This window comes from Streptomyces sp. NBC_01525, assembly GCF_045040405.1.
Classification (GTDB): domain Bacteria; phylum Actinomycetota; class Actinomycetes; order Streptomycetales; family Streptomycetaceae; genus Streptomyces; species Streptomyces benahoarensis.
In genome coordinates this window covers 44,801-60,799 of sequence record NZ_CP109399.1, presented here as the reverse complement: position 1 = coordinate 60,799, position 15,999 = coordinate 44,801, and the positions used below count along the sequence as shown (strand labels likewise).

Sequence of the window (15,999 nt, the reverse complement as noted above, 5' to 3'; positions counted from 1 at the left end):
AGGAATGAAACCGACATCAACCCCTGTGATGGTTAGCCACCCGATTGGCGTAGCGCGGGGGCACCCAGGGCAGCGCCGAGTGACCCCGCAGTCGCTCGGCGCCGCCCCGCACGCAGCTCCCGCGACGTGCGCACCACCATTCCAGGGGAACCGCCGCCACCGACCATGACGCAGGACACGAAATTCGCGTGGCGCGCATTTCTTGCCGATTTTCGACATATCGGCACAAGGTGGCGTACCCCATCTTCACGATGGAGGGCTCCGGGAATTACCGACCACCGAAAATTGCGCATTCAATAAAATTGAAAATTACGCCACACGGGTGAACTGTTGGCGACTCCATTGCGGGGTTATCCACCTTCATGCGATAACCGTTCCGAATCCAAACCGGCGGGCTGCCCTTCTCTCCGGGGGCGCAGCAGCTGGTGGTCTTCCGCGGAGCTGCCTGGTCAGTCCTGGGAAGGATCGAGATCATTGCTGTCGCGATGAAGGCGCCCTCGGTGAGGAAGAGACTGCTCGCATCACCTCGTCAAGGGGGATCATGCGGGCTTGTTGTGCCACCCAATCTTTCCCCGTGAGGCACGCCCGGCACGCCCGGCATTGCCGGCGCGGCCGACGACGTCGTCAGCGCCGCCTGCGCATCAGGGGCCGCGTCCTGACCGCTGACGGGGTGCACGTTGGGATTCCTGGACCAGTTGCGCGGCCTCGCGACGCTCACTGTTCTGTGGTGGCAGCATTTCCGGTACCTCAGGCGGCGTGACAGAAAGCGGCCACGCTGACTCCGTGCTTGATTTTTTGCCGAAGCACCGGAAAGAAGCGCCGGCGAGTGATCCTGGTGCGGAATACATTCCGATACGCCCGCCTGGAGGGTACTGTGCGTCAACCTGTTCGCGTCATGCTCTGCGGAGGGCCAGACGGCTCTCCGCCGACCTGGGAAGTGGAATCACCGGGCGCTCAAACGAGAGTCAAAGTCCCTCGCGGGAACGGCTACGAACATTTTGAGTTCACGGATGAGTGCGCCGAATATGAGGGCGAACAGCTGCCTGTCTATCGCTGGTGCTATCGCACATACATCGCCGAATAGGGCTTGTCCGAATCCACCGACTGCGGCGTGGGAATCGCTTCCCCGGCAGTACACGGCCGCTTGAGGCGTGGGCGCTACCAAATGATCCGGAGGGATCACCATGACGACTTCTCTGTTGCACGTAGGTGTGTCGTGAGCGGGGCGGGCCGCGGCCGGCACGCGCGGGACGCCGTGGTCACCGGTATCGGGTTCTGCCTTCCCGGTGAGGGGCGTCCCGTCTTCACCGCAGACGACGTGTGGAACATCGCCTCCCGGGGGGCGTCCTGCTTGAGGCAGAACGACGCCTATTACGGCGCCGTCGAACTCTCGGACGCGATGTTCGACGAACGCCTGCCCGACATCCCTCCCTTCTTCTCCCGCCACTACACCGCGGCACACCGGTTCGGACTGGTGTCTTTGGCGGAGGCATGCGCGGACGCGGAACTGGATCCCCGCTCGGACGACTTGGGCGACGCGGCGATCCTGGTCGGCCGCGGCGGCGTGGACGCGAACATCAACAGCTATCTCGCCGTGCTGCGAGCCGACCCCGAAACCGTTCCCGTGACGGAGGCGATGGAGCTGTTCGTCGCAGCCGAACAGGCCGTCACCCCTTCCGACGTCGCCCTGGTGCAGGGGGCACTGACCCGTTCGAAGGGCCCCAACTACACGGTGTCGTGCGGCTGTGCGTCATCAGCTGTCCAGGTCGGCAACGCCAGACGTCTGATCGCCGACGGCGAGGTCGATGTCGCCATCGTGACCGGCGTCGATGTGTTCAGTGCCCAACTGATCCGTAACATCCAGCGCCTGCTGCAGGGTGCGCAAAAGACATATGAATCCATCCGGTCGGACGACATGCCCGAACTCCTGCCGTCCTTCGACTCCCTCATGCGCCCGTACGACCGGCGTGCCGACTGCATCAACCACGGTGAGGGATCCGTGACCCTCATCATGGAGAGCCGGGAGCATGCGTCCCGGCGCGATGCCCACCATTACGGTCAGGTGCTCGCCCAGGCCATGACCAGGGACGGGCTCGCCAACCCTCTGGCGTCCGACGAGACGGGCAACGAGCTGGTGACAGCCGTCCGCCGGTGTCTCAAAGACCGCTGGGACATCAGTGAGGTGCCCTACGTCCACGGCGGCAGTGACGGCAACGTGGTGGTCACCGCCTTCGAGGCGAACGCCATCAGGGAACTGTACGGATCAGCCGCACGGGACCTGCTGATGACGTCTCAGGAAGGCTGCTTCGGCCACAACGGCGCACCGGCGGGGTGTCTCGGTGTCGCGCTGACGCTGCTCATGATGGAGCGGGGCGAGGTGTGTCCCACCGCGAACTGCGAGCAGCCGGCGGACAACCTCCCCTTCGACCCCGTTCCCGGCGTGCAGACCCGGCCTCTCGACTTCGACTACGCGCTGAGTTTCAACTACCAGGTCGGCGGGGTGAAGAACGCGATCCTCCTGGGAAGCGCCGCCGTCTGAGATCCGTCCCCGTACCCCTCAGCCCGTCCCGGCGATGCCGGGATCAGCCGGTCATCCCCGGTCCGCGAGCGCGTCGCAGGGCCGCCCCGGACGAGACGAGGCGGCAGACCGGACCGGAGCACGGCCGCGGGCCTCCCGCTCCCTCGCGCATTCACTTCGACAAGGAGAATTCCCGTGGGCCGACACAGGCATCCCTCCAGCAAGGCGACGGATTCCCTGGCCGTGATCGGCATGGGCTGCCGGCTCCCCGGCGACATCGACTCCCCCGCGGCCCTGTGGCGGCTGCTGGCGGAAGGGCGGGAAGCGGTGGGGGATCCGCCACCGGGACGAGAGGCGCCCTGGGCACACGGCGACGCCGCACGAACTCCTGGCGGACACACCCCGCCGCAGCGGGGCGGGTACCTGAGCGACGTATCGCGTTTCGACGCGGACTTCTTCGGCGTCTCCGGCCGCGAGGCGGATGTCCTGGACCCCCAGCACCGGTTGCTGCTGGAGGTGGCCTGGGAGGCCCTGGAGCATGCCGGGCTCCCCCCGGATCAGCTGACCGGCTCACCGACGGGCGTCTTCACCGGCCTCAGCTACAACGACTACATGGATCAACTCGCCGGGCATCCCCAGGAGCTGGAGGGTTCCATCCTGACGAACGGTCACTGCGTCGCCGCGGGCCGGATCTCCTACCTCCTGGGGCTGCACGGCCCCTGCATGGCCCTCGACACGGCCTGCTCGTCCTCGCTCGTCGCGTTCCACCTCGCCTGCCAGGCACTGCTCCATGACGAATGCGATCTCGCCCTGGCCGCCGGTGTCACGCTCATGCTCCGGCCCAGAACAGCCCTGTCCTTCGCCAGGATGGGAATGCTCTCGCCAACGGGACGCTGCCACACCTTCGACGCCGCCGCGGACGGATTCGTCCGCGGTGAAGGCTGCGGCGCCGTCGTCGTCAAACGCCTGGCCGACGCGGTACGGGACGGCGATCGCGTGCTCGCCGTCGTCCGCGGCTCCGCGGTGAACCAGGACGGCCGGTCCGACGGTCTGGCCGCTCCCTCGCCCGCCGCCCAGCGTGCCCTGTTCCAGAAGGCACTCGCCCGCGCCGGGACCGACCCGCGGGACGTGGGGCTGATCGAGGCGCACGGAACGGGTACGCCGGTCGGCGACCCGATCGAGTTCTCCAGCCTGGCCGAGGTGTACGGCGAAGGCCACGGCCGGTGCGCTCTGGGGTCGGTGAAGACCAACCTGGGCCATCTGGAGCCGGCCGCCGGTATCACCGGTCTGATCAAGACCGTCCTCTGTCTTCAGCGGGGGCTCGTCCCGCCCAACGTGAACTTCACCCGCTGGAATCCGGCCATGGCCGTGGACGAGACCCGGTTCTTCGTGCCCACCGAACTGACCCAGTGGCCCCTGCCGGCGACGTCGAGACTGGCCGCCGTCTCCTCCTTCGGATTCTCCGGTACCAATGCTCACGTCATCCTGGAACAACCGCCCGAGGACGGCCACGCGGCCCTGCCGCCTGCGCGCCGGACCCCGCCGGATGCACCCGAGGTGATCGTGGTTCCGGCCGGGTCCCCGGCCGTGCTGCCGGCCGCGGCACGGCGCCTTGCCGACTGGCTGGAGGACGACGGCGCGCGGGTGCCGCTGCGCGACGTCGCGCACACCCTGGCCCTGCGACGCGGCGCGGGACGGGGACGCCTCGCGGTGGTGGCACGTACCAGGAGCGAGGCGGCCGGCGCGCTGACGTCGTTCGCGGCCGGCCAGGCGCACCCGGCCGTGGTGTCCGGAGCGACGAGTGTCACCGTTTCCCGGCAGCCGGTCTGGGTGTTCTCCGGGCAGGGCTCGCAATGGACGGGCATGGGGCGCGAGTTGCTGCGGAGCGAACCGGCCTTCGCGGCGGCCCTGGCCGAAGTCGATCCTCTGGTCTCCGCCGAGGCCGGATTCTCCGTCCTGGACGTGGTGAGAGCCGGTGAACCGGTGACCGGTTGTTCCAGGGTGCAGCCGGTGCTGTTCGCCCTGCACATCGCGCTGGCCGCCACGTGGCGTGCCCACGGAGTCGAGCCGGCCGGTGTCGTCGGCCACTCCATGGGAGAAGCCGCGGCCGCTGTCGTCGCCGGGGCACTGTCACTCAAGGACGGCGTCAAGGTGATCTGCCGGCGCTCGGCACTGCTCACCCGGATCGCCGGAGCCGGCACCATGGCGACCGTAGGGCTGGACCAGGCCGCGGTGGAGGCCGAACTTGCCGCGAACGGCGCCGAGTCCGTCTCCGTGGCCGTCCTGGCCGCACCGGACTCCACCGTCATCGCCGGCGACACCACCGAGGTGGAGCGGCTCGTCGCCGCCTGGAAGGACCGAGGCGTTACCGCGCTGCCCATCGCGGTGGACGTCGCCTCCCACAGTCCTCAGGTGGAGCCGTTGCTCGCCGAACTCCTCACCGCACTTTCCGACCTGGCCCCGCAGCGCCCCCGGATCCCTTTCTACTCCACCGTGCTGGAGGACCCGTGCGAGGTGCCGTCCTTCGACGCCGCCTACTGGTGTGCCAACCTGCGTAACCCTGTCCGCTTCTCCCCGGCGGTGGCCGCGGCCGCCGCGGACCGGAACCTGGTGTACGTCGAGGTCTCCCCGCACCCCGTGGTCACCCACGCCGTCACCCAGAGCCTGAGCGGCCTGGTCAGCGAACCGGTCGTGCTGCCCACGCTGCGCCGGGGCGAGGACGAGCCCGCCACGTTCCGAACCCAGCTGGCGGCCCTGCACTGCGCGGGCGTCGACGTCGACTGGTCACCGCTGTACGCGGGGGCCCGTCTCGTGGACGTCCCCACCACCACGTTCGACCGCAAGCACCACTGGGTGGATGCGCCGCCAGCCGTACCCGGGCAGCGGAGCACCGCGCGCCCGGCCACCGCACTGCCCGGCAACCACACCGAGGTACCCGGCGAACTGGTGCGTCACCACTGGCAGGCGGACGCCGGAACCGCAGACCTTCCCTGGCTGACCGACCATCGCGTGCACGGCACCCCCGTACTGCCCGGTGCCGCTCACTACGCCGTCGCCCTGACCACCGCTTGCGAGGTGTTCGACGCCGCCCCCGCCGACGTGGAGGTCACCGACGTCACCTTCCAGGAAATGCTCCGGCTGACCGAGCACACCGGCCTCAGCACGACGGTGACCATGACCGCCCCGGATCGGGCCACCTGTGAGATCTTCGGACGCGGAGACGACGGCCGGTGGGTACCGTACGCCTCGGCTGTGCTGCTCCGCCGTCCCGTACGCTCGCCCGCCCGCGTGGTGTCGGCCGCCGTCGCCACCTTGGCCCGGCGCCACCCCGTCCCCCTCGACCCCGCGGCCTTCTACACGAAACTCCGTGCCCGGGGGCTGGAACACGGGGCGGCGTTCGCCGGGATCAAGGAACTGAACGCCTCCCGTAACGGGGACAGTTACTGGGCACGCGTGGAGGTCCCGCCGCCCGCACGGGCCGCGGAGCACTCCTTGCGGGTCCACCCCGTCCTGGTCGACCTCTGCCTGCAACTCCTGGTTGCCGGGACGGTCGAGGACGCGGGCCAGGGGCTGATCCTCCCCGTCCGCCTGCGCTCGGTGCGGATTCTGGGCGATCCCGCGACCGCCGTGTATGCCCACGCGCGCACGATGGAGACCACGCCCGACAGCACCGTCGGGCACGTCCGCCTGCTGGACGGGGCAGGCACGCCGGTGCTGGCCGTCGACGGTGCGGAGTTCGCCCGTCGCAGCCCGCAGCGGGAGCACAGGGCTGACGAGTGGTTCCTCGAAGCCCGCTGGCACCCGGCCCCGCGCCCGCCGGCCACCCCGCGGACCGAGCCCGGGAACTGGCTCGTCGTCGGAGAGGGCGACGCGGACGCCGAGGCGCTGGCCGGCATTCTGCGCGAGGCCGGGACACGGGCCGAGGCGTGGGACCTTCCTCTGGGAGACGATTCGCTCGGGCCGCTCAGCGACGCTTTCACGGAACGTCTGGCGGCCGCCCCGGCCCCCGTGGGCGGCGTGGTGATGCTGTGCGGTACGCCGCCCCTCGCGGGCGATCCCACCGTGGGCGCCCAGCGGCGTGCCCGTCGCATCCTTGCCCTCGCCCAGGCGGTCGCGCACAGCTCCGGCCCGCTGCGTCTGTACGCGGTCACCCGCAACGCCCGCGCGGCAGAGGCGGGCGAGAGCGTGGATCTCGAACAGAGTGCTCTGCGCGGTGTGGTGCGCGTCCTGGCCTTCGAGCACCCGCGTATGCGGGCCACGCTGGTGGACACGGACGACGGCGCCCCTGGCCTGCGGAGCCTGGCCGAGGAGCTGCTCGCCGACGGACGGGAGGACGAGATCGTCCTAAGGGGCGCCACCCGGCACGTCGCCCGGCTCGACTACGCCCCGCTGACCGCCTCGGAACAGGTCACGGCCGCCACCCGCACCATGCGATACGGAGTGGACGGATTCCGCCTGCGGGCGGGGCGGCTCGGGGATCTCGGCAGTCTGGAACTCGCCGCGACCGGGCGGCGGGCACCGGGTCCGGGCGAGGTGGAACTGCGTGTCCAGGCAGCGGGCCTCAACTTCCGTGACGTGCTCACGGTCATGGACCTGCTGCCCGGCGAGGACGACGTCCGTTACCGGATCGGCTTCGAGTGCGCGGGTGTGGTGGCCGAGGTCGGACCGGGTGTGGAGCATCTGCGCGTGGGGGACCCGGTGCTGGCCGTGCATCTCGAAGGCGGCGCCTTCGCCTCGTTCGTCACCGTGCCGGCGACCGCGGTCGCCCCGGTTCCGGCCGGGCTCGATCCTGTCGCCGCGGCGGGGTTGCCCACGGCCTTCCTCACCGCCTGGTACGCGCTGCGCCACGTCGGCCGACTCCGCGCCGGGGAGAAAGTCCTGATCCACTCGGCCAGCGGCGGCACAGGATTGGCGGCGGTCGCAGTCGCCCGGCTGCTCGGTGCCGAGGTGCTGGCGACCGCCGGCAGCGAAGAGAAGCGGCGCTACCTGCGGGGCAGCGGAATCAGCCGGGTGATGGACTCCCGCTCGCTGGACTTCGTCGAGCAGACTCGCAAGGCCACCGACGGCGAGGGCGTCGACGTCGTCCTCAACTCGCTCTCCGGCGCGGCGATTCGCGCGGGGCTGGAGACCCTGCGGCCCTTCGGCCGCTTCGTCGAACTGGGTGTGCGCGACATCCTGTCCGACGCCCCTGTCGGGCTGGCCCCGTTCCGGCACAACATCACCTTGAGCACCGTTGACCTCATCGAGCTCCAACGGACTCGTCCTGATGTGTTCGCAACGATGCTGCGCGAGGTCCTCGACGAGTTCGCCGAGGACCGTCTGAAGCCGTTGCTGTGCACGACGTATCCGCTCACCGAGGCAACCGAAGCCTTCCGCCTGATGGCCCGCGCGGGCCATGTCGGCAAGCTGGTTCTGACCCTTCCGGACCAGGGAACGACCACCGCCGTCCTTCCCGACGGGCCGCCCGTCGTGCACGCCGACGGCGCCTATATCGTCACCGGCGGCCTGCGCGGCCTCGGCCTGGCGACCGCTCAATGGCTGGCCGGGCAGGGCGCAGGCCACATCGTCCTCAACGGCCGCACCACCCCGTCCCTGGCCGCCGCACGCACGATCAGGGAACTGTCCGCGGGCGGTAGCCGGGTCACCGTCGTACTGGGCGATATCGCCAAAGCCGGTACCGCCGAACGCCTTGTGGCCACCGCCACCGAGGACGGCAGGCTTCTGCGTGGCGTCGTGCACTGTGCCATGGTCCTTGAGGACGCCGCGCTCACCAATATCAGTGAGGGCCAGCTGAGGCGGATTTGGGAGCCGAAGGTCACCGGTGCGTGGAAACTGCACCACGCCACGGCGGGGCACACCGTGGACTGGTTCGCGGTTTTCTCCTCGATGGCCTCGTTGCTGGGCAACCCTGGTCAGGGTGTGTACGCTGCCGCCAACTCCTGGCTCGATGCCTTCGCCGCGTGGCGGACCCGCGAGGGCCTGCCCACACTCGCGGTCAACTGGGGGCCGTGGGGCGAGACGGGTGTGGCGACCGATTTCAGCAGCCGGGGCTACCAGACGATCCCGACCGACAAGGGGCTACAGGCGCTCAAGGCGCTTCTGGCACACGGCCGTACCCAGACCGGGGTGGTCCCCGGGGAGCCGAGCACCTGGATTCCCGCCGCCGGACGGCAGGCGTCCTTCTTCAGCCTCCTGGCCCCGAGCGACGAACCCGCGCCCGGCGCGCCGGACGACTCCCGCGGTATCCAGGCCCGCCTTGAGGGTCTCGCGCCGGGCATCGCCAGGCGCGAGGCCCTTGAGACCTATCTGAGCGATCACATCCGCGGAGTTCTGCGCCTGGGCAGCACGACCCTTGACCCCCAGACGCCGCTCAAGGCGCTGGGTTTCGATTCGCTGTTGTCGATGGAATTGCGGGTCCGTCTGGAATCCGACCTCGGCGTCAAGCTCGCAAGTAATTTCGTCTGGCAGCACCCGACGGTATCGGCGCTCGCGGCCGGCCTCGCCGAGTGCATGGGTCTGGAACTGCGGAACGCGGACCAGTCAGTCTCACATGGGTAAAGGCGCGATCGGATCTAAAGGGCTGTCCCGTCATCCCTGGCGGGACAGCCCTTAGGGTCCTGGCACGGACCTCGCCGGGCCGCGTTGCAGGTGCGCGAGCCGCCACCCAGGCAAAGACGTGACGGCCGCCGACGGCTGGCTGGGCGAATGCGGATCGCGCAGGGCGGGGACGGAGGTGGATTCGTCCGCGGTCTGAGCGGCTCTGCGGGCCTCCGGATAGTCCAGCTCCAGACGGATTCCACACTTGGCGATCAGGCATTCACGCCGGCGCGTTGTGGGTCAAGGGCACTTCCTGCGTTTCCGATCAGCTCCTGGAAAGCCCACCTCGTGAAAGCGCGGGGTTAACGAAAAACCGACGACATCGGTGGTGCGCTCCGCCAATTGGATGAATCGTCGTCAACCCTCTTGTTTGCAGGGCAGTTCAGATGACGTAATTATGGCATCCGATCAAGTGGGCTGCCCATCCCTCCATTGGGGAAAGCGGCCTATTCAGGGTTGTGGTGGTGCCATGCCTGCCACGGGTCCGCACGACACCCACCGGAGGAAAGCGTCCGCCGATGTGCTCATTCGGTGCACTGGCTGACGTGGGTGGCTCATACGTCCGAGGAGGCGTTTTGCGAGCCATCACCACACTTCGACTGCTGTTGGGGACCGGCGCCGTCGGTGCGCTCATGCTCACCGCCCCGGCGGCGCAAGCGCATTCCACGCATCCGGCGCAAACGCATTCCGCGCAGGCGGCGCAGGCGGTGATCGTGCCCTGTAGCGAAACCGCGTTGGTCAACGCGGTCAACGGGGCCAACGCCGCCGGCGGCGGCGACCTCATCCTGGCACCGTTCTGCACCTACACCCTCACCAGCGCCCACGGTGCGGAGGGCGCCGGTGGACCGGCGGGGCTGCCGAACATCACCACTCCGATCACCATGACCGGGCTGGCCACCGAGATCACCCGAGCGCGGACCGCGCCCGCGTTCCGCATCATCGAGGTGGACGGGCCCTCTCAGCACCCCGACGACAGCGGTCAGCTCACCTTGACCACGGTCACCATCAGCAACGGTGACGCCGGTATCGGGGTGGGTGGCGGCATCGCCAACCTCGGCGGGTCGGTCACCGTGACCGCCGGGGGCGTCCGGGGCAGCCACGCCTCGTTCGGCGGCGGGATCTACAGCGACACCGCGCTGACGATGACCGGCAGCAGCGTCACGGGCAACACCGCCACGTCCGACGGCGGCGGCATCTTCAAGAACGCCGGCTCCGTCACGCTGCTGGCCACCAACGTGTCCGGCAACAGCCCGAACAACTGCGCCGCCAAGCCGCCCCTGACCTCGCCCTGTTGAGGCAGTGGGCGGGCACCCCGGTGCCCAGCTCGGCCACAGGGCACAGGTTTACGGCGAGGTAGAAGCACTCCGCCGTGCTCACGTCCCATGCCCTGTGACACCCAACCGATCGCAACAACAAAGCAGAGGAATCATGGCACCTTCCATCAGTTTGATCTCCCCCACCTCGGGCCACGCAGGCCAGACGATGACCATCAGCGGCACTGGCCTGGGGACCTTGAGCACCACCAAGATCAACATCGGTACCAAGACGGTCACCCCCACCACCGCCACCAGCACCACCGTCACCCTCCCCATCCCGTCAGGGTGCAGCGGTCAGGCCAACGTCATCGCGACCGTCTCCGGTGTGAACAGCAACAGCAGCGCCTTCTTCTACGTCGCCGGCCCCTCCGTCACGTCGGTGAACCCCAGCACGGGCCCGGCCACGCCCACCAGCCCCATCGACGTCTTCGGTAGCGGTTTCGCGACCGCGACCTCGGTGGCCTTCGGCGCGATCGGCACCGCCTCCCCCACCGTCCTGTCGGACAGCCACCTCACCGTCACCCCACCGGCCCACACCGGCGCCTTCACCGCCTGTACCGACTCCGCGGACGTGCTCGTCACCGCCACCGGCGGCACCAGCACCCCGATCGGGGCACCCGGTGAGTTCACCTACTTCGATCTGCCGACGGTCACCAACGTGACTCCCGCCACGGGATCGGCGAGCACTCCTCCCACCGGTGTCATTGTCGCTGGTTCCTGCTTCGTGGACGTCAGCGCCGTCACGTTCACCCCGGTCGGCGGTGGCACGGCCGTGCCGGCCAACAACGTCAACGTCACGGATCTGGGCACTCTCACTCTCGACGCCCCCGCCGGCCTGACGTCGGGCATCACCTACGACATCCAGGTCACCACCCCCGGCGGCCCCAGCACGCCCGTCGCCGGCGACCACTTCGCCGTCACTCCCTGACGCTTGGGCCGAGCCCAGGCACAAAGGAGCGGGCGAAGCGGTCAGCCTCGCCACCGCGGCCATCGACGTGGACTTCACGGGCCGCGACCGCGGACCCGCTGTGCCCTGGCCGCCCAGCGGCCAGGGCACACTTCATTCACCTCATGGAGGAGTTCCACGATGGCCCCGGTCATCAGCAGCCTCAACCCCAACCACGGGTCAGCCGCGGGAGGCACCGCCGTCACGGTCAACGGCAGCGGCTTCACGGGTGTCACCACCGTGAAGTTCGGCACCGTGCCGGTGGCGTCGTTCACGCTGGTCAGCGACAGCCAGATCACCACCACCGCCCCCGCGGGCACCGGGTCGGTCGCGGTCACCGCCACCTCGCCGCTCGGCACCAGCAACGGCGTCACCTACACCTACAGCGCCGGTCCGGTCATCACCGGCCTGAACCCAGCCTCGGGACCGACCAGCGGCGGCAACACCGTCACCATCACCGGCACCAGCTTCACCGGAACCACCTCGGTGCACTTCGGGACCGCCTCGGCCCCGTTCACCGTCATCAGCGACACCCAGATCACGGCGACGGCGCCCCCGGGCACCAGCTCCGTCCCGATCACCGTCACCACCTCGACAGGCACCAGCAACAGCGTCACCTACACCTACGTCAACGTCGCGACACCGGTCATCACCAGCCTGAACCCAGCCTCGGGACCAACCAGCGGCGGCAACACCGTCACCATCACCGGCACCAGCTTCACCGGAACCACCTCGGTGCACTTCGGGACCGCCTCGGCCCCGTTCACCGTCATCAGCGACACCCAGATCACGGCGACGGCGCCCCCGGGCACCAGCTCCGTCCCGATCACCGTCACCACCTCGACAGGCACCAGCAACAGCGTCACCTACACCTACGTCAACGTCGCGACACCGGTCATCACCAGCCTGAACCCAGCCTCGGGACCAACCAGCGGCGGCAACACCGTCACCATCACCGGCACCGGCCTGTCCGGCGCGACCTCCGTGTTCTTCGGCAGCCACGCCGCCACCATCACCGCCAACAGCGCCACCCAGATCACCGTCACCGCACCCGCCGGAGCCGCGCAGTCGGTCAACGTCACGGTCACCACAGGAGCGGGCACCAGCAACCCACTGCCCTACTTTTATGTCGCTGCCCCCGCCATCACCGGCCTGATCCCGGCCATGGGTCCGAGCGGCGGCGGGAACACCGTCACCATCACCGGCACCGGTCTGGCCCTCACCAGTGCCGTGCACTTCGGCTCCACCCTGGCCACCGCCATCACCGTCAACTCCGACAGCCAGATCACCGTCACGGCTCCGCCCGGCACGGGGACCGTCCTGGTCACGGCCACCACACCGGGCGGCACCAGCACGGTCGGGCTGGGCAACGCCTACTACCTCTACGTCGCACCACCGGTCATCGACTCCCTCAGCCCTGCCCAGGGTTCGGAATCCGGCGGGGATGACGTCCTGATCAGGGGAAGCAACCTCACCTACACCGACGCCGTGTTCTTCGGCACCGCCCCGGCATCCTTCGCCGCGGTCTCCGACACCATGGTCGTCGCCACCTCGCCGGCCGGCGCCGTCGGCCCGGTCACCGTCACCGTCCACTCCCCTGGCGGCACCAGCAACGGCGCCACCTTCCAGTACCAGCCGTAGCGCATCCCGAATCCCAACGTCACAGCAGAGGAGGACCTGTGCAGGCCGAAAAGCGGTGGATGACGAGACGATCGGCTACGGGTCCTCCGGCGACGGGCACGGTGGTTGCCTGGGGAGACGACACCTACGGTCAGACCGCAGTTCCGGCGGGATTGACCGGTGTGGTGGCGGTGGCCGCGGGGCAGTTCCACACACTGGCGTCGAAGTCCGACGGCACCGTGGTGGCCTGGGGACGCAATGACAGCGGCCAGACCAACGTCCCGGCGGGCCTCGGCAATGTGATCGCCATCTCGACACACCGCGACCACAATCTGGCACTGAAATCGGATGGCACAGTCGTCGCCTGGGGTAACAACACCAATGGCCAGACAACTGTGCCGCAGGGCTTGAGCGGAGTCGTGGCGGTGGCCGCAGGCTCGACCCACAGCCTGGCGCTGTGCTCGGACGGCACGGTCGTCGCCTGGGGCAGCGACCTGATGGGGCAGGTGAGCGTCCCCTCAGGTCTGACCGACGTCGTGGCCATCGCCGCGGGCGGATACCACAACGTGGCCGTGAAGTCCGATGGCACGGCCGTCGCGTGGGGGTGGAACCGGTATGGCCAAACGACGCTCCCGCCGTGCCTGCCGCCCTCGGTCGGCGTCAGTTGCAGCCGGTACAGCAGCCTCGTGCTGCTGGCCGACCAGACCCTCTTCGGATGGGGCAGCGACCAGAACGGCGAGACGACCATCCCCTCCACCTGCGGCGTGAGCGGTTTCGCTGCCGGCGGCTACCACCTTCTGGCGGTCACGGCGGGTCGTGTGCTGGTGGGTTGGGGATCCAACGCCAACGGGCAGATCGACATCCCGCCGGAATTGACCAACGTGCTCGCCATCGCCGCGGGATTCCACCACAGCGCCGCGGTGATCGGACCGGGCACCCGCGCCGCGACCGCCACCACACTGACCAGCACCCCGAACCCGTCGGTGTACCACCAGCCGTTCACCGCAACGGCGACCGTCACCCCCACGTCCGCCACGTCGCACACGTCGACAGGGACGGTGGACTTCTTCATCGACGGCTTCGACATCGATTCCGTGCCGCTCAACCAGGCGGGAACGGCCAGCACCCAAATCTCCGCACCCGCAGTCGGCACACACTCCCTGATCGCGGTCTACAACGGCGATGTGAACTTCGCCGGTTCGGAAAGCGGGACGGTCGCCCAACGGGTCAACGCCGGTGCTACGGCGACAACACTGACGTCCGCTCCGAACCCGTCCGCGGTGGGGCAGCCGGTGACGTTGACCGCCCACGTCACCGCCGTACCGCCCGCGGGCGGAATTCCCGTCGGCACCGTCACCCTCACCGTGGACTCCACCGTGTTGGAGACCGTTGCGGTGGACTACCGCGGGGTGGCGACCACGACGACCTCCGCACTGACCGCGGGAACCCACACACTCGGCGCCACATTCCAGGACAGCTTCTACTACACCACGTCCAGCGCCACCCCCGTCACTCAGCAGGTCAATCCCTGAACCGCACGGCAACACCCCTTCCAGTCCGGGCCACCGGACACGCGGACCCACGACCGTCCACACGCCCGCAGCCATTTCCCGACCCCCGGCGAGAGCGGCCGTGGCTCCTGCGACATGTGCCGACAGGATCAGCGCATCCGCACACAGTGATGTCGAAACCGCTCCCTCCGCTCGAAGTCCAGGTCGGCCACCTCCGCCTGGAATTACCGTGAAGCGATCACCGGTCGTGAGGGGGCTGCCCTCATCGAACTCTTCGCAGCCAAGGAGGCACCGACCATGGCAGTGCCCACGATCACCGGGCTCAGCCCGTCGTCCGGCACGACCGCCGGCGGCAACCCGGTGGTGATCACGGGAACGAACTTCCACACCCCCGCAGTCACCAGCGTGACCTTCGACGGCAACAGCGCCGTCTTCACGATCAACTCCGATTCGCGGATCACCGCGACCGCGCCCACGCACGCGGCGGGCTCGGCGACCGTCACCGTCACCGTCACCAACGCCAGTGGCAGCGCCACCACCCGCTACTCCTACGGCAGTGGCTTGACGCTGAGTCCGACTCAGGGGCCGACCGGCGGGGGGACGATCGTGGACATCTACGGCGCGGACCTGGCCGGTGCCAACGCGGTGCTGTTCGGCAGCACCGCGGCCAGGTCCTTCACACAGCTGTCCGCGACCCACCTGCGGGCGGTGAGCCCGGTCGGGGGTGGCGGGGTCCACGCCGTGGTGGCAGCGGGAGGCAGCACCAGCTCCCCGGGGTACTTCTACTACCTTCCCGCGCCCTTCACGTCCCGCATCAGCCCGACTGCCGGGCCCCTGGCCGGGGGGACAGCGGTGACGATCACGGGCGTGAACCTGTTCACCACCAACGCGGTTGCTTTTGGTGGTGTCCCGGCCACGTCGTTCGCCGTGGTGTCCGACAGTCAGGTCACGGCGGTGTCCCCGGCTGGAGCAGTCGCGGGTGCGGTCCAGGTCAAGGTGACCACCGCAGGCGGTGTCACGGTCGGCCTGTCGTTCAGCTACGACAACCCCCCCACGGTCAGCGGCCTCAGCCCCGTCTCGGGCTCCGCCGGCGGCGGTGACACGGTCACGATCAGCGGCACCGACCTGGCCCACACCGAGACGGTGGCCTTCGGCGGAATCCCGGCCCGCTTCGGCGTTATCAACAGCAACACGGTCGCCGCGGTCACGCCCCCCAGCCCCGTAGGGCCCGCCGACGTGGCCGTCACCACCTCCGGTGGCACCGCGACCAATCCGGGTGCCTTCTCCTACCAGAGTCCGCCTGGCGGCTGAGGTGAGCTTCCCTCAAGATGCGGGGATGTTGATGGTGATTCCGATGGGACTCATGAGAGGACCATTGACCATGGCTGTCCGTCCCGAGGAAATACTCACTGAGTTGCGGGAGTGCGCGGTGCGGAAGTACCGGACCGCGGAGCCGAGGCCGTAGATCAAGCGTCTGGCCATCGAGCTCGG

The 15,999-nt window shown here is 69.1% G+C and carries 8 protein-coding genes; all 8 read left to right on the top strand.

Annotated elements, in window-relative coordinates:
- Positions 1-826: 826 nt before the first annotated feature.
- Positions 827-1,084, top strand: coding sequence for a DUF5988 family protein (locus OG422_RS31680; protein ID WP_331757342.1), 258 nt, complete (start codon positions 827-829; stop codon positions 1,082-1,084).
- Positions 1,085-1,216: 132 nt separating this feature from the next.
- Positions 1,217-2,539, top strand: coding sequence for a beta-ketoacyl synthase N-terminal-like domain-containing protein (locus tag OG422_RS31675; RefSeq protein ID WP_331757338.1), 1,323 nt, complete (start codon positions 1,217-1,219; stop codon positions 2,537-2,539).
- 231 nt (positions 2,540-2,770) lie between these two features.
- Entirely contained in the window at positions 2,771-9,076 is a 6,306-nt protein-coding gene (locus tag OG422_RS31670; RefSeq protein WP_405748217.1) for an SDR family NAD(P)-dependent oxidoreductase, read from the top strand.
- 614 nt (positions 9,077-9,690) lie between these two features.
- Entirely contained in the window at positions 9,691-10,410 is a 720-nt protein-coding gene (locus tag OG422_RS31665; RefSeq protein ID WP_405748201.1) for a hypothetical protein, read from the top strand.
- Between the two features lie 133 nt (positions 10,411-10,543).
- On the top strand, positions 10,544-11,359 hold the full coding sequence (locus OG422_RS31660) for an IPT/TIG domain-containing protein (RefSeq protein WP_331757330.1): 816 nt from the start codon (positions 10,544-10,546) through the stop codon (positions 11,357-11,359).
- Positions 11,360-11,518: 159 nt separating this feature from the next.
- Positions 11,519-13,018 (top strand): IPT/TIG domain-containing protein, encoded by a 1,500-nt coding sequence (locus tag OG422_RS31655; protein ID WP_331757327.1) that lies wholly within the window; start codon positions 11,519-11,521, stop codon positions 13,016-13,018.
- A 38-nt stretch (positions 13,019-13,056) separates the two neighbouring features.
- Positions 13,057-14,529: an Ig-like domain repeat protein gene (locus tag OG422_RS31650; protein WP_405748199.1), complete on the top strand. Its 1,473-nt coding sequence runs from the start codon at positions 13,057-13,059 to the stop codon at positions 14,527-14,529.
- 276 nt (positions 14,530-14,805) lie between these two features.
- A complete protein-coding gene (locus tag OG422_RS31645; protein WP_331757322.1) occupies positions 14,806-15,819 on the top strand; it encodes an IPT/TIG domain-containing protein in 1,014 nt (337 codons plus the stop codon).
- Positions 15,820-15,999 lie beyond the last annotated feature (180 nt).

Bases quoted from the DNA above. Each gene is read 5' to 3' on its own strand.
- OG422_RS31670 (WP_405748217.1), top strand. From the start codon at position 2,771: ATGGGCTGCCGGCTCCCCGGCGACATCGACTCCCCCGCGGCCCTGTGG.
- OG422_RS31660 (WP_331757330.1), top strand. From the start codon at position 10,544: ATGGCACCTTCCATCAGTTTGATCTCCCCCACCTCGGGCCACGCAGGC.
- OG422_RS31655 (WP_331757327.1), top strand. From the start codon at position 11,519: ATGGCCCCGGTCATCAGCAGCCTCAACCCCAACCACGGGTCAGCCGCG.
- OG422_RS31645 (WP_331757322.1), top strand. From the start codon at position 14,806: ATGGCAGTGCCCACGATCACCGGGCTCAGCCCGTCGTCCGGCACGACC.